This is a genomic window from Helicobacter marmotae (assembly GCF_003364255.1).
Taxonomy (GTDB): Bacteria; Campylobacterota; Campylobacteria; order Campylobacterales; family Helicobacteraceae; genus Helicobacter_C; species Helicobacter_C marmotae.
In genome coordinates this window covers 90096-116016 of the sequence record NZ_NXLR01000002.1, presented here as the reverse complement: position 1 = coordinate 116016, position 25921 = coordinate 90096, and the positions used below count along the sequence as shown (strand labels likewise).

Below are 25921 nucleotides of genomic sequence, written 5' to 3'. Positions count from 1 at the left end.
GAGCTAAAGGAGTTATAATGAAAGTTATCTCTACCATTGAAGAAATGAGGGCATACCGCCGCTCTCTTAGCCAAAGCGTGGGGCTTGTACCTACTATGGGGGCTTTGCATGCGGGGCATATAAGCCTTATGCGGGCATCTTTAGCTCAAAATGCGCATACGATAGTTTCAATCTTTGTCAATCCTACGCAATTTGGGGCAAATGAAGACTTTGATTCATACCCTAGAGATATGCAAAAAGATTTAGCCTTATGCGAGCAAAGCGGCGTGAGCGCGGTGTTTGCCCCTAGTGTGGAAGAAATGTATAGTGAAGATGAAATCACACTTAATCCCCCTAAGGCAATGGGCTATATTTTAGAGGGATTTGATAGACCTAGCCATTTTGCGGGTGTGCTGCAGGTCGTGCTCAAGCTTTTTAACCTCACTCAGCCACATCACGCATATTTTGGGCAAAAGGACGCACAGCAAGTATTACTTATTCAAAAAATGGTACGTGATTTATTTTTACCCATAGTGATTGTGCCCTGCCCCATACAAAGAGATAGCGATAATCTCGCCTTAAGCTCGCGCAATGTCTATTTAAGCGAGCAAGAGCGAAAAAGGGCATTATGTATCCCCAGCACGCTTATGGCGATTCAAAATGAGATAGATAAGGGGCATTATGAAGTAGCCTTTTTAGAATCTATTGTACAAAGTGGCTTAAGCGATGTAGATAGAATCTTCTATGCAGGGTTTTTTAGCCACTCTTTAAAGCCTATTAAAAAGATCGTTAAAGGAGAGAGTATTGTATTAATAGCAGCAAGAGTGGGACAAACGCGACTTTTGGATAATCTATGGATATGAGAGAGGAGAGAGTATGCAAAGAAGCATTATTGTATTTTTAATGATATGTGGCTTATTTGGCAATATATGGGCGTATGATAAGCTTGATGATGCGCTAGAAAATGGCATTTCAAGCGGTGATATTCTCTTTTATGGGAATTACACAAATGGGCGAGATGTCATAAGCGGCGGTATGAAAGATGACTATAATCAAGCAGGCTATATGGTAGGAAGTGTAGGCTTGGCGTATCATTCAGCATTTTGGAAGTATTTGCGCGTGGCAGTGAGTTTCCGTGCGGCAAATATATTATATGAAGATGACAAGCTCTCTCAATGGAGCGCAGGAGCGCTCAGCAATAACCCTAATCGTTATGGGGTGGGCGATGCTTCAAGGGATTTTTATATGAATGAGCGCACTATGCTTGGACAATCTTATATAGAATATTTTGATGGTGATACAAGCATTAAGGCGGGGCGGGTATTTGCAGATTCTGAATGGGCAGATAGGTTAATAGATGGTATCTCTGTGCGCAATCGCTCCTTGCCTAACTTGCTTATTGAAGCTCTGTGGGCAAAACGTAATGGCTATGTGCAATATAATAAAATGACAGGCTTTTATAATGTGAATCCATATAGTTCTTTGGGCTTTAGTCAAGTGAGTTTTAAATACTACATTGGCGATAAATTTAGCATTAAGGTTTATGGGATCGCTAATCCCTCTATATTCTACGCAACGGGAGTAAGGGCAAGTGCAAGATATGAGAGCTCACAATCTTATATTGGCTTAAGCGGGCATTTTGCTACGAGCTTTGAGCAAAATTATGGAATCTCAAATGGAAATAGCGGCAATGGCTATAACACTGATGTAAAGCTCTATGTGGGTGTGAAAGGTATGGCTGAGGCGAGTGCGGGCTATATAGGCAGTGGGGCAAATATTGGCTGGGGGTCGCTTAATACGCTTGGCAATAGCATAAGCCCGTTTTTTATGTGGGGTGGAAGGGCGCTCTTAGAGGGTGTAGATGCGAGCCTGTGGTATGGCAAGGTGATGTTTGCTATTGATAGAGTGAGCTTTGCAATCGTCTATGGCAGCACGAAGTTTCGTACATTAAGCTTGCTAAGTGATATACGCAATCCTTATGATAGGGTCAATGAAGTGAATCTGTTGCTTGATTTTGGATTTACCGAGCATTTAAGTGCGATTTTAAATGTGTTAAATACCCATGGAGGCAGTGAGCGATATTACCCGCATAGCACAAATGCAAATTTAGGCGTGAAACTTGCATTTTGAGAGATTCTAAGAAATGCGCACAAGTGAATCTTGGCAATGAATTTTTGTATTTTGTGAATATTGAAGCTACAGAGATAACTTAAGGGAAAATGAACGCTCAGCCATAAAGCAAACGGGGAATCTCCTTTGGAATCTCTAGTGATTCCATTAAAGATTCTTCGCCTCCACTTGGTGCTCCTAAGATATGACAAACTTTTTAACCATACAGGAACATTACCTTGTCGCCTCTTGCGGGAGGGCGTGATGGCTACCGAAGAATTGCTCTTATCCACTAAAGACTCCTTAAACGAATCATTATAAAGGCAGTTATTTTTTCATGTCTTTGGGCTTTATGCCCGAAAAATCTCTCTTGGCGACTAGTGATTCCCTTAGAGATTCTTCGCCTGTTTCACAGGCTCAGAATGACAAACGAACTACTTTTTTAGAATTCCCAAACCACACAAAAAGGTAAAAAAGTCAAAACTAGTGCCCCCGCTAGTTACTTCAGGCGTGCTAGATGGGGTTTGTTTCACACGAAGCAAGACATTAAATTAATTATACATACTAAAGCATATCCTTAATATTTTCATTTATATAATTTTCTATATAAATTAATAATTTTTCATTGAGTGCCTTGTCTTTAAGTATAACCACACCCTGCAAGCACTGCTTTATTTCATTCTTTGTGATATTGTGTCTATTCTTATCGCTTAGGGGATATAGGGCGTGGGTTATGCTGCCTCTTTGTGTCGTATCTAAAGAGAGTTTAAAATACAACTCTATTTTTAAAAACATCTCCCAGAGACCAATAAACCCACTCATAAATACCTTTTAGCATCTTCCTCTAAAGTTTCTTTGAAGTAAGCTTTTACTGCCTGTAATGGGATTTCTTGCGTAGTGTATTGATTGTAATATTCCTTCCAAGGACCACTATCGTGCGTAAGTGCTACTAATTCGCGTGCAGAAATATTATATTTATAAAATACATAAGGGAGCATATCTAAATGCTTTTGCGTGTAAAGGCTTGCATTAAATTTATCTAGCTCTTTAAAGTCAATGGATAAATCTTTATATTTCTTAAATTTATCATAGACACTCTTAACAACAGGACCATAACGCCAAGCCTCTATCTTATCATTAAATAAAGGCTCATCAAAAACGGCTATATAATGCCCTTGTGCAAGATAAAGGAGCTTTTGCATTTTAAGGTTAGAGATAGTATCGCCCATATTTTCACTTTTAGCCATAAATAAAAAATATAGTGCCACATCAAAAGCCTTTAACATACTCCACCCCCTTAAACTTAATTCAAGGTTTTCATTCTACAATAAAACTTTTAACCCCTTAAAATCCTTTGTGATAAAGCATGAGTTTTTAGCTATAGTTTCATAAAAGGAAATGAGTTCGTCACCTCTCACGCCCTCCCGCAAGAGCAAGAGCTGACAAACTCATTTCCCTTGTGAAGTAGTTTTGTTTTGCGGATTAGACTTCATACCCAAACTCCCAGTGAGTTAAAACCTTAATGTGATAGCAAAGCCTCATAGGAGGGCTTATTCTTGACAAAAAGATAAGGTTGTATTATAATAATCCCCTTTTATTTGTGGTTTCGGGGCGTAGCGCAGTCTGGTTAGCGCACTTGGTTTGGGACCAAGGGGCCGAAGGTTCGAATCCTTTCGCCCCGACCATTCTTACCTCTCATTACATGGTGGGTGTAGCTCAGCTGGTTAGAGCATCAGGTTGTGGCTCTGAGGGTCGTGGGTTCGAACCCCATCACCCACCCCATATATTTCACTTATGCGTTCGTAGCTCAATTGGATAGAGCACCAGACTTCGGATCTGGGGGTTAGGGGTTCGACTCCCTTCGGGCGTACCACTTTATTTAAGCTTCAAACTTCTTGCTTGCATTCTTTTCTTAGATATTAAGCCCTGCAAGAGCATTCTCTTGCCTTTAAGTTAAAGCACATCTAGCAGGTAATGTGTTAAATAAAAGCCTAAAAGCGCAAAAATATATGACACAGCACTTGTAAATAAAAATAAATACAAGATAAACCTTTTGCCCCCAGCTTCTTTGCCAAATACAATAGTCGCCGCAAAGCAAGGATTATAAAACATAATAAACATAATAAATGCAATCGCAGTTGGCATGCTTATATACTTTTGCAGCACATCTCGCAAAGGCGTATCATTATCCTCATCTATCTCATCACCAAGGGCATAAAGCACACCCATACTTGAGATAATCGTTTCCTTAGCTAAAAGCCCATTAAGCAAGGATACAGAGAGCTTCCAGTCAAAATCCATAGGGGCAAAAATAGGCGATATAAACTGCCCTATACGACCCAAATAGCTCTGCTCTACCAACGCAGCCTGATATGCGTGCATAATTTCATCGATTCCTTCTTGCAAGGACTCCTCATCTCCCCCTTGTTTTTCTAAAGCTTGGATAGAATCTTGCATTTGCTGCTCCAAAAGCTCGCTTTTAGGGAACTGCGTCCCCACCCAAATAATCACCGAAGCAAGCAAAATAAAGCTTCCAGCCTTTTTAATATACCCCATAGCTTTCTGCCATAGGCTAAAACCGATTAATTGCACACTTGGCAAACGATATTTAGGCATTTCCATAACAAATGGCTCATCATCTCCCCTAAATGCGGTGAGTTTAAGAATCTTCGCCATACACAACCCCACAAACGCACCAAAAATGTAGATTCCATACAATATATTACCCGCCATACTTGGAGGAAAGAATGCACCAATAAAAAGCGTATATACGGGTAATCTCGCACCACAACTCATAAAATTTATAATAAAAAGTGTGAGCATTCTATCATTGCGGTTTTTTAGCATTCTTGTGCTCATATATGCCGGCACAGAGCAGCCAAAGCCTGTTACAAGCGGTATAAAACTCTTGCCATGTAAGCCAAATTTATGAAAAAAGCCATCGAGTAAAAATGCCACCCTAGCCATATAGCCCGTGCCCTCTAAGAGCACAATCCCAAAAAAAAGTATCAAAATATGGGGTAAAAAGCTTAAAACCGCCCCCACACCAGCAATAATCCCCCCAGAGAGCAAGGAGGCTAAAAATTCATAGGGCAGTGCTTCCTCCACCCAATCACCAAAAGCCTGCATACTCTCTTCAATCCACACCTTAGGAAACTCACCTGCATAAAAAGTTACTTGAAACAACACCCACATTAAAAGCAAAAAGATAGGAATACCGAGATATTTATTAAGCAAAATATGATCAATTCTTTGTGTTAGAGCAAGCTTGGGAGGGGCATTTAAGCCACTCGCTTCCATACTCGCCCCTTTGGCAAAACTTAGCATATCATTATAAAAAATATTGCGTACATTTTTTTCATCACTTTGGGCATAAAGTCTATTAATGCACTTTTGGCTAAAGGCACTAAGCTCCGCCCAACAGCCCTTATCATGCAGACTTTCACTCACAAAGCTATCTTGCTTTAAAAGCTTTAAAGCCACATCGCGCAAATCTTGCACATCTTTGCGTCCTTGCTTTAAAAGATTTTCTACATCAATGTATTGTTTCTCTTTTAAAAATGTATGCAAATGCTCTATCTCTTGCTCTACAAACTCCGTATATATGCGTTTGCTAGGTTTTATACCTTCTGTGCCCACTTTGATTAGAGCATCAAGCAAGTGCTCTATATTCTCCCCATGAAAAGCCGATACGCTCACACATTCCACACCTAGTACATTGCCTAAAAGCGGGGCATTGATATGTATCCCCTCTTTTTGTGCTTCATCACTCATATTGAGGGCTAAACACAGGGGCGTATGAAGCTCTAAAAGCTGCGCACTTAAAAACAAGCAACGTTCTAAATTGGTAGAATCAAGCACATTAAGTATTACATCATAATTTTCTTGCTCTAAATACTGCCTTGTAACGCGCTCTTCAAAGGAATAGTCGTTTAATGAATATGTCCCGGGTAAATCAATAATGCGTAAAATATAGCCCTTATACTCAATCTGGGCTTCTGACTTCTCCACCGTTACACCCGTAAAATTACCGACTTTTAAATGCACTCCGCAGATTCTATTAATTAATGACGTTTTACCTACATTTGGCTGCCCGACACATACAACTCTAATTTCTTTCATGCTTATCCTAATGTTTATTATCTTGTAAATAAAATTCTAACTTAGTTTGGTATCCAAATCAATAAAATTAATATCTATTCTTAGATTAAATCCTTGCTCCTCCTTGCCCAAGCAATACAGACAAAGCACTAAGGGCATAGTTAGCGATTCTTCGCCGTCATTGATTTGATGTCTTGGTTTGTGTGAAATCAATTCACACAAACCGCCTAAAGCCCTGCGGGGGGCACTAGTTTATACCCTTTCCTGCCTTTGGGTAGTTTGGGTAAAGATTGACTTATAACCGCACTTTGTGCGTTTATCAAGTCGTTTTCTAAGGGCTAAGTTGTTTGCCTAAAGCGACTAGCGGGGGGCACTAGTTTTGACTTTTTTACCTTTTTGTGTGGTTTGGGAATTCTAAAAAAAGGGTAGTTATTTTGTCATTCTGAGAGAGGGCGTAAGCGGAGGCGAAGAATCTCTGTGGGCGACTAGTGACTCGGGTAGAGATTCTTCGCTACGCTCTAGACATGACAAGAGGTTTGAATTGCTGGTGATTCTTTAAGAGATGCTTCGGTCGCCATCACGCCCGCCAGCAAGAGGCGACAAACTAACTTTCTTTCTTTAAATTCCAAACTCTCCAAGCTTTTATCGAGTTTTGATAAAATACATTCAATTCACCCTTACAAAGGATACATATGGAGCTTACCCCACAAGATAAGGAAAAACTAGAAGAACTTTGTGCCATGAGTTTTGATATGGCAAGAAATAACGACCACCAATCACTCAAACTGCTTTTAGAAAATGGGCTTAATGTGAATCTAGCAAATCATAAAGGGGATACACTCCTTATGCTTGCAAGCTACCACAATAGTATAGAATGTGTCAAACTACTCCTTACCCATAAGGCAGAAGTGGATAAGGTCAATGACAAAAACCTAACCCCGCTTGCTGGAGTGTGCTTTAAAGGCTATATAGAAGTAGCAAAACTCCTGCTTGAAAATGGCGCAAATCCGGATATAAAAAACCCAATGGGCATGAGCCCTTATGACTTTGCTATTATGTTTCGTAGAAAGGAAATCATCAAGCTACTGCAAAAATATTCAAACAAAAAAATAGGATTTTTCAAACGATTGTGGTTAAGGTTTTAGGAGTGAGGGGAATCTAGGCATAAAGCCTAGATTCAAGGTTTATAAGCCAAGTAGCTCTGCTACACGTTTGCCATAAGCTGGGTCTGCCTTTTTGAAATGCTCAAGCTGACGCTTTTTAATCTCCACAGGCACGCCCTCCATAGCGTCTTTAATATTTTGACACAATGCCTCTTTTTGCTCAGCATTCATTAAACGATACAAATCGCCTGCTTGGCTGTAGTAGTCGCTATTATCATCGCGATGATTGAATTTATCCATAATATCACCACCGGGAATATGTAATGCTGGCTCAAGGGCATTGCTATCTTCAATATAGTCATTAAATATACTTGGATTATAGTTTCTCTCCCCACCAAAATCACCCCTTTGCATAAAGCCATCTCTATGTGTGGTATGCACAGGCGCGATAGAGGCATTTACGGGCAATTGAGAGTGGTTAATCCCTAAGCGATAACGTTGTGTATCCCCATAGCTAAATAATCGCCCTTGCAACATTTTATCTGGGCTATAGCCAATGCCCGGTACGATATTTGCAGGGTTAAAGGCGGCTTGCTCTACTTCTGCAAAATAATTTTGAGGATTCTTATTAAGCTCTAAAATCCCTACTTCAATAAGCGGATAATCCTTATGACTCCAAGTTTTGGTTAAATCAAAAGGATTGAATTTATAAGTGAGGGCTTCCTTTTCAGGCATAATTTGCACGCAGAATCTCCATTTAGGGAAATTGCCTTTTTCTATATTTTCAAACAAATCTTTTTGATGAGATTCTCTATCTTTAGCGATAATCGCCTCTGCCTCTTTATTAGTAAGGTTGTGGATACCTTGCATAGATTTAAAGTGGAACTTCACCCAGAAACGTTCGTTTTTTGCATTAATAAAGCTATAAGTATGGCTACCAAAGCCGTGCATTTCACGATAGCTTCGTGGTATCCCTCTATCACTCATTAAAATTGTTACTTGGTGCAAAGATTCAGGATGCAAACTCCAAAAGTCCCATGCCGCAGTTGAAGAGCGCATATTTGTCTTAGGGTCTCGCTTTTGTGTATGGATAAAATCAGGGAATTTAATCGCATCTTTAATGAAAAACACAGGAGTGTTGTTTCCTACAATATCCCAATTGCCCTCATTGGTATAAAACTTCAATGCAAACCCACGCACATCTCGCTCCGCATCGGCTGCTCCTCTCTCTCCTGCAACGGTAGAGAATCTCAAAAATGCTTTTGTTTTCTTACCAACTTTGTTAAAAATATCTGCTTTTGAATACGCACTAATATCATTTGTGATAGTAAGCTCTCCATAAGCTGCACTTCCTTTAGCATGCACAACCCGTTCTGGTATGCGCTCTCTATCAAAATGTGCAAGCTTCTCTAAAAGCCATGTATCTTGCAAAAGAGTAGGTCCTCTACTTCCTGCTGTAATTGAATTTTGATTATCACCTAATGGCGTGCCTGTAGCTGTTGTAAGCTTCTTTTCCATATTTGCTCCTTTGAATAAATTTGAGTGTCAAATTTAGCTAAAAATAGTTAATAGATAATTATTATCAATTAATAATTTTATGAAATTAAAAAAGATTTAACTAATTAACCTATAATGCCGCTTCACAAATGACACTCTATGCAAATACTATCACCTAAAAGGAAAACAATGAAATATGAAATATCACAACAAGCAAAATTGCCTACACGTTTTGGCGATTTCTTAACTATAAGCTTTCGTGAATATATCGATAGCCACACATCAAAAGAACATTTGATTGTATTTACTCCCTTTTTGGGCAAAACTCCGCTTGTGAGAATCCACTCAGAATGCCTCACCGGAGATGTATTTGGCTCAAAAAAATGCGATTGTGGTCCCGAGCTTGCTTTGGCTATGGAGCAAATTGCTGCCTATAAAGAGGGCGGTATGCTTATTTATTTGCGTCAAGAGGGGCGCGGCATTGGGCTTTTTAATAAAATTAATGCCTATGCCTTGCAAGATAAAGGCTATGACACGGTAGAGGCAAATGAGCAATTAGGCTTTAAAAGCGATGAGAGAAGTTATGAAATCGTGGGTGAAATTTTTAAACATTTCTCTATTACACATATTAACCTCCTCACTAATAACCCGCGTAAAATTAATGCCATAGCACCTTATGCAAAAGTAGTACGTAGTAGTATCATCACCCCTATAAATCCCCATAATCAAGCCTATCTTAATGTCAAAAAGGAAAAATTAGGACATTTGCTTTAGGGCAATGTTAAACACAAAGAGCCTTTACAAGGAGCATTTATGGCAGACTATCCTACACTTATTAGCTATACCCAAGCTTTAGAGATATTGTGCGCAACACCCATAAAAACACTTGGCTCACAACAAGTACATTTTAAAGATTCTCTAAACAGAATCTTAGCCCAAGATATATATGCCCCATGCAATATCCCTGCCTATCCTACTGCTGCTATGGATGGTTATGCGATAAACTTTGAGGATATAGAGGAGTTTTTCACTCAAGGCTTGCAAATCCTCCCCCCTAACAAAGCAGGAAACCCCACACGAGCCACACTCCAACAAGGCTGTGCGATAAAAACATTCACCGGCTCTCTTATGCCTATAAATGCCGATACATTAGTGATTGTCGAGCATGTGCAAGCACAAGGGGAGAAAATCACTCCCAAAGTCTCAAAAGACATGATACAAAGCTCGCAGTGGATTAGACAAGCCGGAGATAATTATAAAAAGGGTGAAGTTCTCCTGCATAAGGGCGATAAAATCGGGGCTTTTGAAATCGGTTTGCTTGCGGAGTTAAATTATAACTTTATCCAAGTGTATCAAAAAGCAAAAGTGGGCATTCTATGCGTGGGCGATGAGATTATAGAAGTGGGAGAAGAAGCAAAATATGATAATGTCGTGCGTAGTGTCAATACGCATCTTTTAGAATCGCTTTTATCACAAATGGGACAAGAGGGGATTGTTTATCCATTGCTCAAAGATGATAAGGCAATGATTAAAGCAGCCTTTGAGAAGGCATTGCAAGAATGCGATATGGTCCTTAGCACAGGTGGCATGAGTATGGGAGATTATGACTACACACAAGCAATTATTAAAGAGCTCTCACACATTCACTTTAAAGGCGTGCGTTTAAAACCGGGCAAGCCTGTAGCCTTTGGGACATATAATGATATACCCATTTTAGGCTTACCTGGATTCCCAAACTCAAGTGCTGTAACTTTCCTACTCTTTGGCTCTCCCCTACTAGCTAGAATGCAAGGCAGAACTCACAAACCCATGCTTTTTGAAGCCACGATATTAGAAGATATTAAAAGAGCAGATACACGTATGGAATTTCGCGCTTGTGAAGTCTATAATGAAAATGGAGCACTCCAAGTAAGCTTTAAGGGTAAAAAAAGCCTGCAAAGCTCGATGATTAATAATCTCACACGCAATAGTGCTCTAGCGATTTTGGAAGAAAATGGGAGTGATTTAAAAGCAGGCGAGGTCGTAAAGATAATGTTTTTAAATCACTTTTAACTTTACATTTGATATGCTTTTTCACAAGCCGTATCAAAGCCACATATAAAGACATATAAGGAATAAAAATGATTCAAGTAGAGTTTTTAGGTCCTATGAGTGATATACCTCCGCGTCAGCTAGAAGTCAAGAATCTAAGCGAATTAAAAGCCATACTCTCACAAGACAAAGCCCTTAGCTCTTGGCTTGAAGTCAGTGCCCTAGCAGTCAATGATGAAATCATCGAAGATATTTCTCACCCGCTAAAAAATGGGGATAAAGTCCTACTCCTCCCCCCTGTGTGTGGTGGCTAATGCTATGGCTTTATCAAGGGGCATTACCCACATCTGAAATATATGCCAAATGCGAGCAAATCGCCCTAGAGCGCAATAATGGTGCTTTGAATGTCTTTACCGGCATTGTGCGAGCAGAAATAGGGCAAAATGGAAAGATAGAGGCACTAAGCTTTGATATTTATAAACCACTTTTGCAAAAATGGTTTGATACATGGCAAGAGCGGGCTAAAGCCCATGATGTTTATATCTGCATGGCACATAGCATAGGCGATGTGATGACGCATAAAAGCTCTTATATGTGTGCTACTATCTCACCTCACCGCACACAATCCCTAGAAGTGTATCGCACCTTTATAGAAGACTTTAAAGCCAACGCTCCTATTTGGAAGTATGATGTGATGAATTCACAGAGAATCTACGCAAAAGAGCGCAGCAAGCCCTTAGCCGGTAGTGGAATCCTCTCTCCAAATATCCCTTGAAGGGGCAAATATGCAAGATTCTAAAAATACTTATAACATCAGCAAAAAGCCCATAGTCTTTGCCTTTAGCGGTAAAAGCAATAGTGGTAAAACAACGCTTATTTGCAAACTCTGCGAATACCTTCATCAATACAAAATCGCCATTATTAAGCATGACCCAAAAGACAAGGCAATGCAAGCCACAAAAGGAAAAGATAGCTATGAGTTTTTACAACGTGCTCAAGCTGTAGCCCTCATCTCCCCTACTCACGCAAGCCTACATTTTAAGCATAAAAAAGCACAAGAGATACAAGCCTTTTATGAGGCATTGGAGCATTTTAAAGATTATGATTATGTCTTTATAGAAGGGCTTAAAAGCCTGCCTTTTATACGCATTGTCGTAGCAAGAGGGGCAATAGAATCTGAATATATCCCCTATGCAAGTGCCTTTGCCATTGATGAGAGTGTGCAAAATGTAGAGATTCTTCCTCGTAGCATACCTATCCTCTCTCTTAATAATATTCCCCAAATCGCAGCATTTATATGCGAGCATTCAAAGATTATTACAAAGGAGGCATAATGCAAAATATGCAAACAATCCATATCGGCGTGCTTGTCTCAAGCGATAGAGCAGCAGAGGGCGTATATGAAGATATATCTGGCAAGGCTATACAAGAGACTTTAAGCCAATTTATCCTTAATCCTTGCCAATATCACTACCATATCATTAGCGATGAACAATCTTTGATAGAATCTTGCCTTAGAGAGCTAAGTGATACACAGCATTGTGATTTAATCGTTACCACAGGTGGAACAGGACCAGCCCCAAGAGATGTAACCCCCGAAGCCACGCAAAATGTATGTGAGAAAATGTTGCCCGGCTTTGGCGAGCTTATGCGGAGTGTGAGCCTCCAATATGTCCCCACAGCCATTCTCTCCCGCCAAAGTGCGGGAGTGCGGGGCAAAAGTCTTATTATCAATCTCCCCGGCAAGCCTAAAAGCATTAGAGAATGCCTAGAAGCGGTATTCCCCGCTGTGCCTTATTGTATAGATTTGATTGGCGGGGGATATATCTATGCCAACACAGAACACACCCAAGCCTACCGCCCCAAAGCCTAAGACAAGGAGCATTATGAATCTTACTCATCTTAACGAACATCACAACCCCACAATGGTCGATGTCAGTAATAAAGCTATCAGTACGCGTGAGGCTTATGCAAGCGGAATTATCACTATGAGCCCACAAGCCTTTGAAGCAGCACTTAATCACACAGGCAAAAAGGGCTCAATCACGCAAACTGCCATTGTCGCAGCCATTATGGGGAGTAAAAAAACAAGCGAGCTTATCCCTATGTGCCATCCTTTAATGATAAATAAAATCAATGTTGATATAACACCTGATGAAAAGAGCCATTCTATCAAGCTTGGTGTGCTGGTAAAATGCGAGGGTAAAACAGGGGTGGAAATGGAAGCCCTAAGTGGTGTAAGCATAGGGCTTTTAACGATCTATGATATGCTTAAAGCCATTGATAAGTGTATGCACATAGATCATATCAAACTTGAATTTAAAAGTGGAGGGAAAAGCGGTGAATTTAGAAACATTAATTGAAATTATTCTAAGCGGCGTTGTAGGAGCAGTAGTTGGGGCTTTATATGTGAAAGTATCGCAGAGTAAGCAAATAAGCGAGCTTAAAGCCCAATATCAACTTGAGCTAGAAAAATATAAACTCGCAAATCAAGATCTGCTAAAAGAGCTTGAGATGGCACAAAAAGACCACGAGCGTTTAGAATCTTCTTCTATGCAGAGTCTCCAGCGCATACAAGAAGAATGCCAAGATCGCGTAAATGACAAGATTGCAGCACTAGAAGAAGCCAAACAAAGAGAGGCAAAACTTAAAGAAGAGCACCAAATACAAATCGCACAAACAAGACAAGATTTGCAAGAGCATTACCGAGAAGCTCTTGATAAGATAGAAAAGCAATATAATACTGCAAAAGAAGAAGCTAAACAGAAAGAAGAGAAGCTTAAAGAAGAGCTAAAAAATGCCTTTAAGGCTTTGAGCGCTGATATTTTAGAACAAAACACACAAAGCTTTAATCAAACTCAAATCCACTCCCTCAAACCACTAAGAGAAGATATAGAGAGATTCTCAAAAGAGCTTAAGGATAATCATCAAAACGCACTAAGAGATCAGACCCAATTACGTACAGAGATTGAAAATCTCAATAAACTTAGCATACAACTCTCCACGGAAGCCAATAACCTAGCCAATGCCCTTAAAGGAAGCAATAAAGCACAAGGCGATTGGGGAGAGCAAATCCTACAAAAAGTGCTTGAAAATAGCGGCTTGAGTGAAGGCAGAGATTATGAGCTCCAAAAAGACCTCAAAGATGATGATGGCAAAAGCCTCCGCCCCGATGCGATTATCAAGCTCCCTAAAAGCAATGGAGAGGAGCGGTGCGTAGTAGTAGATGCCAAAACCTCACTTGAATCTTACACAAAGCTATGCAATGCCAAAGATGAGAAAGAAAGGGAAGTCGCACAAAAAGAGCTAAGTATGTCTATTAAAGCTCACTTTAATAATCTTAGCTCTAAAAACTACCAGTATTACTTGAAAGGGCAAAAGCTTGATTTTGTCTTAATGTTTATCCCTATTGAGGGGGCGTTTTTAGAAGCTATGGCACAAGATATGAGTCTCTATGATGAAGCATATAAAAAAGGAGTTGTGCTCGTATCTCCCACTACGTTTATGGCGCTGCTAAAGGTTATTGCCAATCTATGGCAGTTTGAACATCGCAATAAAAATATTGAGAAAATCTTTACAGAGTTTCAAAAGCTTTTTGGCTCTATTGCTAGATTTGAAAAGGAGTTTCAAAAAATAGGCAATAATATTCAAACACTACAAAACACTTACGAAGAAGTGAAGACAAAATATGAGGGCAAACAGGGTATAAAGCCTAAAAGTGAGAGAATCAATGATCTCCTTAAAAGAGGTAACATAGCCTTAGATACACCATCGCTTGCTATAGAATCTGCACCAAAAGAGGGAGAAGATGAGGAGTAGCCACTTCACCCCCTGTAGAAAGAAGCTATATTGTAATAGTAAAGACCTATAAGCCCAAAAATCTCTATTTGATTCTCTCATCCCAAACCCCCGCTAGGGAGGTGAATAATCTCTCTCAAAACCTACTAGAAAGCCCACAGCAATTCTTCGCCTGATTCTCAAGCGAAGAATTGCTCTTATCCACTAGAGACTTTTCAAAGGAAACACTAGGAAATCTGCCATTTTGTCATGTCTAGAGCGTAGCGAAGAATCTCTCTTGGCGACTAGTGATTCCCACAGAGATTCTTCACCTGCTACGCAGGTTCAGAATGACAAAATAACTACCCTTTTTTAGAATTCCCAAACTACCCAAAAAGGTAAAAAAGTCAAAACTAGTGCCCCCGCTAAGCATTTTAGGCGACAAATTTAAAGCCCTTAAAAAACGACTTGATAGATAAGCGTAAGCTTAGCTATAAGTCAAGCTTTAGGCGGGACGCAAAAATTCACTTTTTGCGTCCCAAGACATTAAATTAAAATAGTGCCCCCCGAAAGGCGCTTTAGGCGCGAAGCGGGATTTACTCCCGCGAGCAAGACATCAAATCAATGACGTGGAGAATCGCTTAAAGAATCACCAGTCGCCAAGAGCAATTCTTCACCCCTTGCAGGGGTTCGTGATGACAAGAGAGGCAAGGTTACTAATGATTCTAGCAAAAATTCGACTATGCCTTTGAGAGATAACAAGGAAAACGCTTAGCCCGCAAGGAAAGCTCTCTTAAAAAACGATAATCTAACTTGCACGAGAGAAATAAGTTTCGTCTCTAGTGGGCAGTATTTCTTAGGAATGAGTATCATTTTATAAGCATTTACGTTAAAGTGCTATAAGAATCTTCTTTTAAATTCATTACAAAGGAGCAGTTATGAAAGTAACTCACATTTTACTTGCAGGGCTATTAGGTATGTCATTTGGCTATGGCATTGATTTGAGTAAGAAAAAGGATAGCGAATTAGTGAAACTTCAAGGCACGCTTAAAGGCGAAGACGCTATTGACTTGGCATTAGAAGTACGCAAAAGAATAGCCAAAATGAATGAAAAGGCTAAAACAAAATTTATGGAAGAAATCAAAGCAAGCTATAACAAAGCGACTGAAAATTGGATAGCTAAAGACCTCCGCGCTTATGAAAAAGAAGTCAAAGATGGCGTAAAAGCTCGCGTAGAAAAAATGGATGAAAAGCAAAAGAAAGAATATGGCTTCAGCCAAGCAAACCAAGCAGATTGTCCTCACTGCGCACATAAACACTAATTCCTAAGATTCATCTCTCCCTGTATTCACGCAGGGAGTGTCCTCCCTCTTTTAACTTCATCAAATAAAAACATACAGGTATAATAAAAAGTGTCAATAACACGCTTGTTATCATACCTCCAAGCATAGGAGCGGCAATCGCCTTACTTATCTCACTCCCCACACCTTGAGAGAACATAATAGGCACTAAAGAGGCGATAATGCTTAAAACCGTCATTAGCTTAGGGCGCACTCTTTTAGCCGCACCTTGCATAATGCACATTTTAAGGCTTAAAGGAGTATTTGGACGCATATCTTTATAGCTTTGCTCTAAATATAAAAGCATCACTATACTTGTCTCAGCCGCAATCCCAAGCAATGCCAGCACTCCCACGACCCCAGCGATACTTAAGTTATAGCCTAGCATATCTATCATCATAAAAGCCCCTAAAATCGCAAAAGGCAGGCTAAAAAAACAAAGGCTTGCATAAGCCCAATTTTTCAAAGCAAGAAAAATCAGCACAAAAATGGCTAAAAGACTTAAGGGGATAATATAGCTTAACGTATCAAGCGCTTTTTGCAAATATTCACTCTCCCCGCTAAATTCATAATAATACCCCTCTGGCAATGCTATATCACTCAATGCTTCTAGGGCTTTTTGTTTGTATGTTTTAGCACTTATGTTTTGCTTAGGCGTAATGTAAATAAAATTCACCCCCAAGCCTTTCTCACTCTTTAGCTCCATGGGGGCATTTATATACTCTATATCCACCAATGCCCCCAAAGGATAGAATCCAAAAGGAGTTTTTACAAAAATCTCTCTTATCCTCTCAATATCATGTCTTTGATAATCCTCTAAACGTATAGAAATAGGATAACTCTCTACCCCATGGATATATCTTGTAATCTCCATACCCCCGAGCGCGGAATTGAGTACATTAAAGATACGCTCTTTTGAAATCCCATAGCGCGCAATCTTTTCATCATTAATATGTAAATCCAAATAATACCCGCTATTTGCCCTCTCTGCAAAGACAGAGAGGCTCTCATCTAAGGCTTTCAAACGTGCTTGTATTTGTAAAGAAATATCTTGTAGCACCTCTCTATTATTCCCATAGAGTTTTATACCCAAAGGCGTGCGAATCCCACTTAATAGCATATCTGTGCGCCCACGTATGGGATATGTCCAAGAGTTGGTAAGCCCAGCAATCTGCAAGGCATCTTCAAACTTATCCCTTAAATCGCTATAAGAGATTTGCTCCTTCCATTGAGATTTAGGCTTTAAATGAATATAAACTTCAAGCATAGATAAAGGGGCTGGGTCTGTGCTTGTATTTGCCCTCCCTACTTTTCCAAAGACAAGCTCTACCTCATCAAAGCTATAGAGAATAGAATCTACCTTTTTAAGATAAGCTAGCCCTGTTTGAATATTCATAGAAACATTACTTACAGGCATATACATCACCACCCCCTCATGAATTTGAGGCATAAACTCCCAACTTAGCTGCTTGTATATATAATAGCCAAATCCCAAAAGCCCCACACACAAAGCTAAAAATATCCACTTCACTTTTAAGATAAACTCCAAAGCCTTGCTATAAGCTTTCACAAAAAAGGCATTAAACATATTTCGCTCTTCAGGGATAATCCTCCCCTTAATGAAATATAACATCAAAATGGGCACAAGTGTAATAGAGAGCAGTGCCCCGCTTAACATCGCAAAAGTCTTACTAAAGGCTAAAGGCGCAAAGAGCCGCTCCTCTTGCCCACTCAAAGCAAAAATGGGTAAAAAGGATACAACGATAATCATCAACGCAAAAAACACAGCTCCCCCTACTTGCTGCGCGCTTGAGAGAATGATCTCATGTCTTTTAGCAGGGATATGAGTATGAGAAAGATTCTTATGGGCATTTTCAATCATCACAATAGCTGCATCTATCATCGCCCCAATGGCAATAGCAATCCCCCCTAAGCTCATAATACTCGCCTGTATGCCAAAAATTGCCATAAGCAAGAGGCTAAAAAGCACACATAAGGGCAAAATAATCACAATAATAAGCGCACTTCTTAGATGAAGAAGGAAAACCGCACAAATCAAAAGCACAATCACGCTTTCTTCTAATAATGTCTGCCAAAGGTTTGAGAGGGAGCGCTCTATGAGCTCACTCCTATCATACACACTTTGAATCTGCACTTCTGGGTTTGATTGATTAAGAGATTGCACACGTCTTTTTAAAGTCTGCAAGGATTCATAGGTATTGCCCCCATGTTTAAAAATCACTATCCCTCCAACGACCTCACCCTGCCCATTTAAATCTACCGCCCCTCTGCGAGGTGCAGGGAGGAGATTAACCCTTGCTATGTCTTTAATATGTAATGGAGCAAAATCAATAGTCTTTACAATAATATTTTCTATATCTCTTAACTCTTGTAAATATCCGCTTGAATGAATGATTTTCTCAAAGCCCTCTTCAAATATCACCCCTCCTCCACTCTCATTATTTGCCTTAGATACCGCAGAAATGACCTCCTCTAAATCCAAGCCATAGCGCACCATTTTTGCATTATCAAGCGTAATTTCATAGTTTTTCACAAAGCCCCCAATGCTTGCTACCTCGCTCACACCATCAATGCCTAAAAACGCGTATTTATAATAAAAATCTTGCAAACTCCTTAACTCTTGCAAATCTTTTGTCTCACTCCTTAGCACATATTGATATGCCCAGCCTACACTAGTCGCATCACTGCCTAAAGAGACTTTTGCACGCGTAGGTAGGGTATTTACACTGCTTAGTTGCTCTAAAACGCGGCTTCGTGCCCAATAAAGATCTGTTTTATCCTTAAAAATCACATAAATAAGCGCATTCTCATAGCTAGAAATCCCCCGCACACTCTCTACATTTGCAATGGACATAAGAGAGCTCACAACCGGGTAAGTTACTTGCTCTTCTATAATCTTTGGACTTTGATTGGCAAATTCCACTTGCACAATCACCTGCGGAGGTGTGAGGTCAGGGAGGGCATCAAGGCTTAGGTATTTGAGTGAAAATACGCTTGATAGCACAAAGAAAAACACAGCTAAAAGCAGGGCAAATCTATGGCTTATGCTTGCATTGATAATCGCATTTACCACTCATAATCTCCATTATTTTGTGCATTAGAATCTAAAATAAAAAGTGCGTTTTTGGCTACCATATCGCCCTCATTTAAACCCTCTAATATCTCATAAAAATCCCTGCCTAAAATCACTCTAGCTTTTACCTCTTTGGGGATAAACTCCCCTCCACTTTGCATAAATACAAAATACTTTCTATCCTTATATAAAAGCGCATTTTTAGGGAGTATCAGCCCATTGTAGGAGGGAGATTCTATAAACACATAGGCAAACATATCGGGGAAAAACTCTAAATTCGCATTAGGGAGGCTAAAGCGCGCTTTAAGGTAGCCATCAAGCACTTGAGGATAGAGCATTTCAAAGTCTATGGGGATTTTCTCCTTATAGCCCTCTATATGCACATAAGCCTTATTATTTGTATGTTGGATAAAGGCAATATCTTCTTGATTGATATTAGCAACCACCCATAATGTATCTAAATTGATGATTCTAAGTATCTCCTCACCCTTTTTTACCCCACTGCCTACATTGATATTTTTAGCAAATACCACGCCACTAACTGGGGCATAAAATCGCACTTGATTAAGAATCTTATGGGTTTTTGCAATAGTGCTAATCTCTTTAGAATCCACTCCTAAAAGCTCTAGCTTCTGGCGGGAGAGGTGGTTTTTAGTCGTGAGAAATTCACTCTGTGCGTCTATAAGCTCAGGGGAATAGAAAGTAAATAAAGGCTCGCCCCGCTCTACCTTTTGATAGGTTTGAGAGACAAAAAGCTCTTGTATAAAGCCATCTGTGCGCATACTTACACTAGAGTTTGCACTCTCTGGGGCTTCAAGCTTAGCATAATAGCGCTTGATGTGGCTAATCTCTCCCTTTGTGGCTTTAACCATAGGGATATTAAAGCCCTCTTGTGCGCTTATCTCCAATACACATACACATAAAAAAGCCATAAAAAACTTTATGCTTTTTGCAAATTTCTTCATATTCATATTGGGTATTTTCATATTTTGCACATCCTTGCTCATCGCTCTCTCCCTCTAGTCTCTCTCGCCCCTAAGAGCCCTTAGATTCCAATAAGCAATATGGAGTGAAGCTAAGGTCTCTAGCCGTAAAATTTCTGTATCAATCTCATCATTTAAGGCATTATAAAACTCAAAAAACGCAGCATTCTGGCTTGTGGAGTGGTGCTTATAGAGGCTTGTTATCTTATGATTTGAAGGCAGGGCTATGGTATCAATAAGCTGATAATTTGCCTCTAAATTTGCAATTTGGGCTAAGAGGCTTTGAGCGGTGTGTTTGAGTTTATTTTGCACTTGGGTAATATCACTTTTATTAGAGAGATATGTGTAATTTTTAGCATGTACAAGCTGCTTTTCTTTACCATAAATAGGCAGGGGAAGCGAAAAAGAGAGGCTAAACATATCTGGGTAATGCTCTCGAAACATATAACTCCCATTTAAAGCTATATCCCCTAAATAGGACTTTTTAGCGAGTTTAAGTGAATCTTGTGCATTTTTTGTGCTTAAAATAGCTATTTGTGCCTCATAATTATCCTCTAAGAGTTGTGAGAGAAACTGCGGGCTTTGCACAAAGGCAATATCCTCACTGCTAGGCGTAGGAGGGCTAAAGCTAAAATGATGCTCAAAGCTCGCTTGACTTAACGCAATGTGTGCATTTTGAAGTTGGTTAGATATATCATTTTGCTTCAAAGTAAGCTTAGCCTTTAGGAGATTGAGTTTATGAATCTGCAAGGGGTTAAAATTACTCGAAGAATGCAAGGCTGCAATGAGAATATCAAGGTTTTTTATCGCTTCTTGGGTAAATGACAAAAGCTGCTCATTCTTTTGTGCATTAATGGATTGGGTAAGGAGTGTGAGGATATATTGGTCTTTTAGGGCTTTAAGCTCTAAAAGCTTTATGCGTGAGGTATTGAATGTAATTTGGGCTTGAATCTGGCGCTTTTGATTAAGATCAAGATTCCCCCCTATGCTTATGGCAATATTTTGCATTTGATTTGCACTAAGATTAAGCGGAGTGGGGACTTCTGCACTATTAATGCCTATGCTAAGCTTGGGACTATCCCATTTGGCTTGGGCTTTGGCTTGGGATTGCAAGGCTTTGATTTCATATTCAAGCACCCTTAGCTTTTCATTCTTCTCAAAATATTCACCTATCACTTCGCTAAATTCTTGGCTAAGAGAGCTGGCAAAAATATTTGAAATAAGGGCAAAAAGCATATAAGCAGACTTATGCATTGTCTTTTCTTTATCTTTAATCTTTGGTCTTTTAGATTTTTAAAATCTTTGAGATTGCTTAAAAGTCAATGCTGCTTCTTGCGCGTTGCTCCCCTCCCTGATACATAAATGAGATTCTAATCTGCCAAGTTCCACCATGAGGCAAACTCACCTGCCCTAGAAACTTAGTATCTTTAGCTTCGAGTTGGGCATTTTCAGTCATTTTTGGCATACCGGGCATTTCAGGCATTATAAAGCTAACCTTAAGCCCCTCTGCCTTTATCAGTGCATGATCTTTTTTAATAGATACTTCAAAACTATTATGCCCGGAAGTGAAGTTTTTAGGGCTTGAGAGAGTGATTTCAAAGTCATCTTTATTGGTAATAACCTTCTCAAAACCATAACTCAAGCTAAATGCCATACACATACATATTAAAACATACTTGATACATCTAAAATCCATAAAATAGCTCCTTGTGTAAATTTGGAATGGGACTCTACAATAAGTTTTTAAACTCTTTTTACACATTACATATAAATATAAGACTTATATTCATAATTTAGTCTATTTTATGAACTTGCTTTATTTGCTTAGATACTATTTGATTTGATGTCTTGCTCGCGGGAGTAAATCCCGCTTCGCGCCTAAAGCCCTGCGGGGGGCACTAGTTTTTACTTTTTTACCTTTGTGTGGTTCGCCTAAAGCTTGACTTATAGCTAAGCTTACGCTTATCTATCAAGTCTTTTTCTAAGGGCTTTATTATAAAAACGCCCGCCCTTTTTTAAAGCGCCCTGCGGGGTGGCATTTCTATTGATTTAATGTCTTGCTCGCGGGAGTAAATCCCGCTTCGCGCCTAAAGCGCCTAGTGGGGGCACTCCTATTAATTTGATGTCTTGGTTTGCAAAAATAAATTTTGCAAACCGCCTAAAGCCCTGCGGGGGGCACTCTATGCTAACTTTTTTGCCCTTTTGGGTGGTTTGGGAATTCTAAAAAAAGGTAGTTATTTTGTCGTTCTGAACCTGCGTAGCAGGTGAAGAATCTCTGTAGGCGACTAGTGACTCGGATAGAGATTCTTCGCTACGCTCAGAATGACACGAGGATTGAATTGCTGGTGATTCTTTAAAAGATTCTTCGCTTCCACTACGCTTTCCCTCGTGATGCCAAGTTAATTTCCTTTGTGAGTGATTGAATTTATTATGTGTGGATTTCCTTTGCAGGGTAATTTTGTCTTGTAGGTTAGATATTTTGTCATTCTGAGCCTGTGAAACAGGTGAAGAATCTCTGTGGGAATCACTAGTCGTGCTTTTTGGTGATACCAATAGTAATTCTTCAGCTTCGCCTAAGATAGGTAGCCAAGTTGTCATATTAAGCAAGGAATCTCTACTCGCACTATGGTTTTATTAATTTATTTTTCATAAAATAAGAATTATTTTTATTTCCTAAGCTAGTTTTTAGCTCGCAGATTCTCAAAATTCTTAAAAAGGCAAGATATGAAAACACAATACCCCTTTGGTGCATTCTTTTATGCTACCATTTTCTCTCTTACACCCCTCCTAGCAAACACGGATATAGAATCTAAGCAACTAGACACGCCCCCCCCCGCAGTCAAAAGCAAGTAACCCTCTCTAAATCTATCGTCCGTGATGTGAGTGATTTAGAGACTTATCAAAGTGGGGAGAGCTTGAGTGAGAGTTTCATAAGCTCTAATCCCACAGGCAATGGTGATATTACCTCTATTTTAAGAGTTTTACCTAATGTGCAATTTGATAATGCTCAAAATAGGAGCACTACTCCGGGTGAAATAGACCCTGCCAATATTAGCATTAGCGGAGGGCTGTTCTACCAAAATAACTTTATGCTCGATGGCTTTAATATGAATAATGATCTCAATACCCATGGAGGGAGCGATTCTAATAATCTTGTTGGTATGCCAAACTCTCGCTCTCAAGGCTTTAATATCGATACTTCGCTTTTAGATTCTATAAGTGTGCAAGATTCTAATATCTCTGCAGCTTATGGGGGATTTACAGGAGGGGTAGTAGAGGCAAATATTAGAAAGCCTAGAAGTGATGGCTGGCATGGGAGCATAAGCTACCAACACACAAGTAATCACTTAACGCATTATTTTATCCACCCAAGTGCAGAAGCTGCCTTTGCTACCTCGAGTGATGAAAGTTATCAACCAGAGTTTAGCAAGCATTTAGTAAAGGCAAATGTAGAGGGCTATATCACACAGAATCTAGGCATTATTGGGGCATTTTCTACCACAAGGAGTTATATCCCGCTTCAAGCCTATAATATCAGCCGCTTTAACGGGGGCACAGAGCTTAATGATACAAAAGAGCAAAAACGTATAAGTGATAACTACTATCTTAAAGCCCATTATAATCCCACAGAGAACTTCACCCTAGAGGCAAATTTAGGCTATATGCCGCAATTTAACACCTATTATAATAATCTAGCTAGAGATAGCTTTAATACCATACAAAGCGGAGGTACTCAAGCAGGACTAAAGGCTATATGGGAAGGCAATGAAGCTACATGGACCAATACTTTAGGCTACTCTAGGCTAGAAAATTCAAGGAAATCTGAATCAAACTTTTATCGTTGGTGGTATGCTAATAGTGTTGATAAAAATTGGGTAGTGCCCACCACCCAAACAGGCTATATATATGAGGGAGGTTATGGAGATATTGAACAACTCCAAAACACACTGAATTTCAAATCAGATTTAAAATTTGAATCTATTGATATATGGCGCACAGCACATACTTTCCGCTTAGGGGCGGAGATAAATTATCAAAACATCAAGCAAAATAGATTGGGCAATACTTATAGTGCTAATGGAGCACCTCAACGGCTAGCTAGCTCTGCGAGCATTACAAATTGCACCCTAGATAGCTTTGGCTTAGATACTTGCTCTTTAGTGCCATTCACTCAAGGAAGCACCACATACAATGGGCAGTATATGAATGGGCTTGTGGTATATAGTGGAGGAGAAGTGAAGCTTGATAGCACTTCTTATGGAATCTACCTTGAAGATGATATTAAGTTTGACTTAGGGGGCTTTGGGGAAGTCAATACACGTTTAGGTTTGCGACTTGATGGTGATGATTATATGGATAAACACACGAGTGCCCCGCGATTTTCACTCAATTACATAACCCCTACAGCACAAAGCTATAAAAGTACATTTATCTTTGGGGCGAATCGCTACTATGGGCGTAATCTCTTCTCTTATCGGCTCTATGATTCTACACTTTCTCAACAGCAAAGATACACAAGAACGCTTAATACCCAGACAAACACCCTCAGTGATTGGACGCTAAATACCGCCTACACAAGCACAAAAGGCACAAGATTTAACCAACTCAATGTCCCTTATGATGATGAGATTATGCTAGGGCTTTCACAGAATCTTTGGCTTTTTAATGCGACATTAAAATACATTCACAGAGAAGGGAGAGATGAAATTACAAGACGCGCAAGGAGTACCAGAAATAATAATGCCCCAGCCCTAAGCGGGTATAGCACAAGCTATAACTTCTACACTAATGATGGCAGCAGCAGGAGTGATATTATTACTTTTATGCTAAGCAATACCGCTCCCATAAATACCTTTGGCTTGAAGCATTACTATCTCCTAGCCTTTGATTGGACAAATACAAAACGCACGTATAATCCCTTTAGCTCTGATGAAGCATATATAGAAAATGAGGATATTATGTATAATGGAGAAATCATCAAATACCGCGATAGACCTACAGATAACTACACTCGCCCCTATACGTTAAGGCTTAATACCACACACACCTTTAGCTTAGGGCGCACAAAATGGCTATGGAATAACTTTTTCCGCTATAGGGCAGGATATGAGAGAATGGTGCTTTTAAGCAGGAATAGTGCTGGATATGATAGTAGCTTTAGTGGCTCTCAATATGGCAAAATGCAATTTAGCGGGGCATTTAATTGGGATATGAGAGTGGGCTTTGAAGTAGATGTATTTAAGGGCAATACACTTTTTGTGAATCTTGATGTGTATAATGTATTAAATAAGCAAAATCTCACCACTACAAGTGGAAGCTCTAGCCTTATTTATGTCTCAAGCACTGCTATTCCTGTATATGAGGTAGGTAGGCAGTTCTGGCTCCAAGTGGGGTATAAGTTTTAAAGCTAAAGAAAAAAATTCGCAAAATGGATAAATTTTTATTAAACACTTAGACATTATTAAACAGGGCAATGTATAATAAATCTATGTCATCGCAAGCCATTGATGACATTATATAAATTTTCGTATGAGGAGACTTCCATGGCTGGATATATAGAATTGAGTAATAATAACTTTGATACAGAAGTGAATGCTAATGGCGTAGCTTTGGTGGATTTTTGGGCACCTTGGTGTAATCCTTGCAAAATGCTTGCCCCTGTAATTGACAAACTTGCACAAGACTATGAAGGAAAAGCAAAAATATGCAAGGTAAATGTTGATGATGAAGCAGAGCTCTCCAAACGTTTTGGTATTAGAAATATCCCTACTATTCTCTTATTTAAAGATGGAGAAGTAAAAGACCAAGTTACAGGAGCACTCCCTGAACAAGCTATCCGCGAAAAGCTTGATGCACTTCTTTAAAACCTACACTCTGCTTTATGCGGAGTGTGATTCTTATATCTTC

At 39.6% G+C, this 25921-nt stretch carries 27 protein-coding genes and 3 tRNA genes; 20 read left to right on the top strand and 10 right to left on the bottom strand.

The window, feature by feature from the left end:
* Positions 1–17: 17 nt before the first annotated feature.
* The 4 genes from panC (at position 18) to CQA63_RS10345 (ending at position 2560) form a co-directional block, all read left to right on the top strand.
* Positions 18–842, top strand: coding sequence for a pantoate--beta-alanine ligase (gene panC, locus CQA63_RS01885; RefSeq protein ID WP_104699431.1), 825 nt, complete (start codon positions 18–20; stop codon positions 840–842).
* A 13-nt stretch (positions 843–855) separates the two neighbouring features.
* Positions 856–2109, top strand: a complete 1254-nt coding sequence (locus CQA63_RS01880; protein ID WP_104699432.1) for an Opr family porin — start codon at positions 856–858, stop codon at positions 2107–2109.
* 126 nt (positions 2110–2235) lie between these two features.
* A complete protein-coding gene (locus CQA63_RS09670; RefSeq protein WP_170128352.1) occupies positions 2236–2409 on the top strand; it encodes a hypothetical protein in 174 nt (57 codons plus the stop codon).
* 16 nt (positions 2410–2425) lie between these two features.
* On the top strand, positions 2426–2560 hold the full coding sequence (locus tag CQA63_RS10345; RefSeq protein ID WP_280524185.1) for a hypothetical protein: 135 nt from the start codon (positions 2426–2428) through the stop codon (positions 2558–2560).
* A 92-nt stretch (positions 2561–2652) separates the two neighbouring features.
* Here the strand turns inward: CQA63_RS10345 and CQA63_RS01875 are convergent, their stop codons facing one another.
* Both CQA63_RS01875 and CQA63_RS01870 read right to left on the bottom strand, forming a co-directional pair.
* Entirely contained in the window at positions 2653–2910 is a 258-nt protein-coding gene (locus tag CQA63_RS01875; protein ID WP_104699433.1) for a hypothetical protein, read from the bottom strand.
* Complete coding sequence (locus CQA63_RS01870) at positions 2907–3374, bottom strand: Panacea domain-containing protein (protein ID WP_104699434.1); 468 nt, start codon at positions 3372–3374, stop codon at positions 2907–2909. Before CQA63_RS01870 ends, CQA63_RS01875 begins: the two co-directional genes overlap by 4 nt.
* A 321-nt stretch (positions 3375–3695) precedes the next feature.
* Here CQA63_RS01870 and CQA63_RS01865 point away from each other — a divergent pair.
* The 3 genes from CQA63_RS01865 (at position 3696) to CQA63_RS01855 (ending at position 3961) form a co-directional block, all read left to right on the top strand.
* Positions 3696–3773: transfer RNA gene (locus CQA63_RS01865), tRNA-Pro, on the top strand.
* A gap of 20 nt (positions 3774–3793) precedes the next feature.
* A tRNA-His gene (locus tag CQA63_RS01860) sits at positions 3794–3870 on the top strand.
* Positions 3871–3884: 14 nt separating this feature from the next.
* Positions 3885–3961, top strand: a tRNA-Arg gene (locus tag CQA63_RS01855).
* Between the two features lie 80 nt (positions 3962–4041).
* Here the strand turns inward: CQA63_RS01855 and feoB are convergent.
* Together feoB and CQA63_RS09665 are read right to left on the bottom strand one after the other, a co-directional pair.
* Positions 4042–6210 (bottom strand): ferrous iron transport protein B, encoded by a 2169-nt coding sequence (feoB, locus tag CQA63_RS01850; RefSeq protein ID WP_104699435.1) that lies wholly within the window; start codon positions 6208–6210, stop codon positions 4042–4044.
* A 36-nt stretch (positions 6211–6246) separates the two neighbouring features.
* Positions 6247–6411 (bottom strand): hypothetical protein, encoded by a 165-nt coding sequence (locus CQA63_RS09665; RefSeq protein ID WP_170128351.1) that lies wholly within the window; start codon positions 6409–6411, stop codon positions 6247–6249.
* 470 nt (positions 6412–6881) lie between these two features.
* On the opposite strand from CQA63_RS09665, the gene CQA63_RS01845 reads away from it, so the two are divergent.
* Entirely contained in the window at positions 6882–7334 is a 453-nt protein-coding gene (locus CQA63_RS01845; protein ID WP_104699436.1) for an ankyrin repeat domain-containing protein, read from the top strand.
* Between the two features lie 39 nt (positions 7335–7373).
* Here the strand turns inward: CQA63_RS01845 and CQA63_RS01840 are convergent, their stop codons facing one another.
* A complete protein-coding gene (locus CQA63_RS01840; protein ID WP_104699437.1) occupies positions 7374–8810 on the bottom strand; it encodes a catalase in 1437 nt (478 codons plus the stop codon).
* Between the two features lie 168 nt (positions 8811–8978).
* Between CQA63_RS01840 and ribA the strand changes: the two genes are divergently transcribed.
* From ribA to CQA63_RS01795, 9 genes are all read left to right on the top strand, one after another.
* Positions 8979–9563 (top strand): GTP cyclohydrolase II, encoded by a 585-nt coding sequence (gene ribA / locus CQA63_RS01835; RefSeq protein WP_104699438.1) that lies wholly within the window; start codon positions 8979–8981, stop codon positions 9561–9563.
* A 39-nt stretch (positions 9564–9602) separates the two neighbouring features.
* Complete coding sequence (locus tag CQA63_RS01830) at positions 9603–10841, top strand: molybdopterin molybdotransferase MoeA (RefSeq protein ID WP_104699439.1); 1239 nt, start codon at positions 9603–9605, stop codon at positions 10839–10841.
* A gap of 68 nt (positions 10842–10909) precedes the next feature.
* Positions 10910–11134 (top strand): MoaD/ThiS family protein, encoded by a 225-nt coding sequence (locus tag CQA63_RS01825; RefSeq protein WP_104699440.1) that lies wholly within the window; start codon positions 10910–10912, stop codon positions 11132–11134.
* Positions 11134–11595, top strand: a complete 462-nt coding sequence (locus CQA63_RS01820) for a molybdopterin synthase catalytic subunit (RefSeq protein WP_104699441.1) — start codon at positions 11134–11136, stop codon at positions 11593–11595. Before CQA63_RS01825 ends, CQA63_RS01820 begins: the two co-directional genes overlap by 1 nt.
* A gap of 10 nt (positions 11596–11605) precedes the next feature.
* The gene (gene mobB, locus CQA63_RS01815; protein ID WP_104699442.1) at positions 11606–12154 is read left to right on the top strand and encodes a molybdopterin-guanine dinucleotide biosynthesis protein B; all 549 of its coding nucleotides are present in this window, start codon (positions 11606–11608) and stop codon (positions 12152–12154) included.
* An 8-nt stretch (positions 12155–12162) separates the two neighbouring features.
* On the top strand, positions 12163–12693 hold the full coding sequence (gene mog / locus CQA63_RS01810) for a molybdopterin adenylyltransferase (RefSeq protein ID WP_104699481.1): 531 nt from the start codon (positions 12163–12165) through the stop codon (positions 12691–12693).
* A 13-nt stretch (positions 12694–12706) separates the two neighbouring features.
* A complete protein-coding gene (gene moaC, locus CQA63_RS01805; RefSeq protein WP_104699443.1) occupies positions 12707–13183 on the top strand; it encodes a cyclic pyranopterin monophosphate synthase MoaC in 477 nt (158 codons plus the stop codon).
* Entirely contained in the window at positions 13161–14639 is a 1479-nt protein-coding gene (locus tag CQA63_RS01800) for a DNA recombination protein RmuC (RefSeq protein ID WP_233706557.1), read from the top strand. The genes moaC and CQA63_RS01800 overlap by 23 nt, the downstream gene beginning before the upstream one ends.
* An 896-nt stretch (positions 14640–15535) precedes the next feature.
* Complete coding sequence (locus CQA63_RS01795) at positions 15536–15919, top strand: DUF1104 domain-containing protein (RefSeq protein ID WP_104699444.1); 384 nt, start codon at positions 15536–15538, stop codon at positions 15917–15919.
* Positions 15920–15929: 10 nt separating this feature from the next.
* Here CQA63_RS01795 and CQA63_RS01790 read toward each other — a convergent pair whose 3' ends face one another.
* The 5 genes from CQA63_RS01790 to CQA63_RS09385 all read right to left on the bottom strand — a co-directional run bounded on the left by CQA63_RS01790 (position 15930) and on the right by CQA63_RS09385 (position 22612).
* Positions 15930–19031: an efflux RND transporter permease subunit gene (locus tag CQA63_RS01790; RefSeq protein WP_104699445.1), complete on the bottom strand. Its 3102-nt coding sequence runs from the start codon at positions 19029–19031 to the stop codon at positions 15930–15932.
* Positions 19025–20038: an efflux RND transporter periplasmic adaptor subunit gene (locus CQA63_RS01785; protein ID WP_104699446.1), complete on the bottom strand. Its 1014-nt coding sequence runs from the start codon at positions 20036–20038 to the stop codon at positions 19025–19027. Before CQA63_RS01785 ends, CQA63_RS01790 begins: the two co-directional genes overlap by 7 nt.
* Before the next feature lie 12 nt (positions 20039–20050).
* Positions 20051–21268, bottom strand: coding sequence for a TolC family protein (locus tag CQA63_RS01780; protein ID WP_104699447.1), 1218 nt, complete (start codon positions 21266–21268; stop codon positions 20051–20053).
* 58 nt (positions 21269–21326) lie between these two features.
* Positions 21327–21710, bottom strand: a complete 384-nt coding sequence (locus tag CQA63_RS01775; protein WP_233706558.1) for a FixH family protein — start codon at positions 21708–21710, stop codon at positions 21327–21329.
* Between the two features lie 524 nt (positions 21711–22234).
* Positions 22235–22612, bottom strand: coding sequence for a hypothetical protein (locus tag CQA63_RS09385; RefSeq protein ID WP_147288712.1), 378 nt, complete (start codon positions 22610–22612; stop codon positions 22235–22237).
* Positions 22613–22738: 126 nt separating this feature from the next.
* Here CQA63_RS09385 and CQA63_RS10340 point away from each other — a divergent pair, with 126 nt between their 5' ends.
* From CQA63_RS10340 to trxA, 3 genes are all read left to right on the top strand, one after another.
* Positions 22739–22867, top strand: a complete 129-nt coding sequence (locus CQA63_RS10340) for a hypothetical protein (protein ID WP_267891916.1) — start codon at positions 22739–22741, stop codon at positions 22865–22867.
* Between the two features lie 26 nt (positions 22868–22893).
* Positions 22894–25419, top strand: a complete 2526-nt coding sequence (locus CQA63_RS01770; protein WP_158655436.1) for a TonB-dependent receptor plug domain-containing protein — start codon at positions 22894–22896, stop codon at positions 25417–25419.
* Positions 25420–25557: 138 nt separating this feature from the next.
* The gene (gene trxA / locus CQA63_RS01765) at positions 25558–25878 is read left to right on the top strand and encodes a thioredoxin (RefSeq protein ID WP_104699449.1); all 321 of its coding nucleotides are present in this window, start codon (positions 25558–25560) and stop codon (positions 25876–25878) included.
* The last annotated feature ends 43 nt before the right edge of the window (positions 25879–25921 follow it).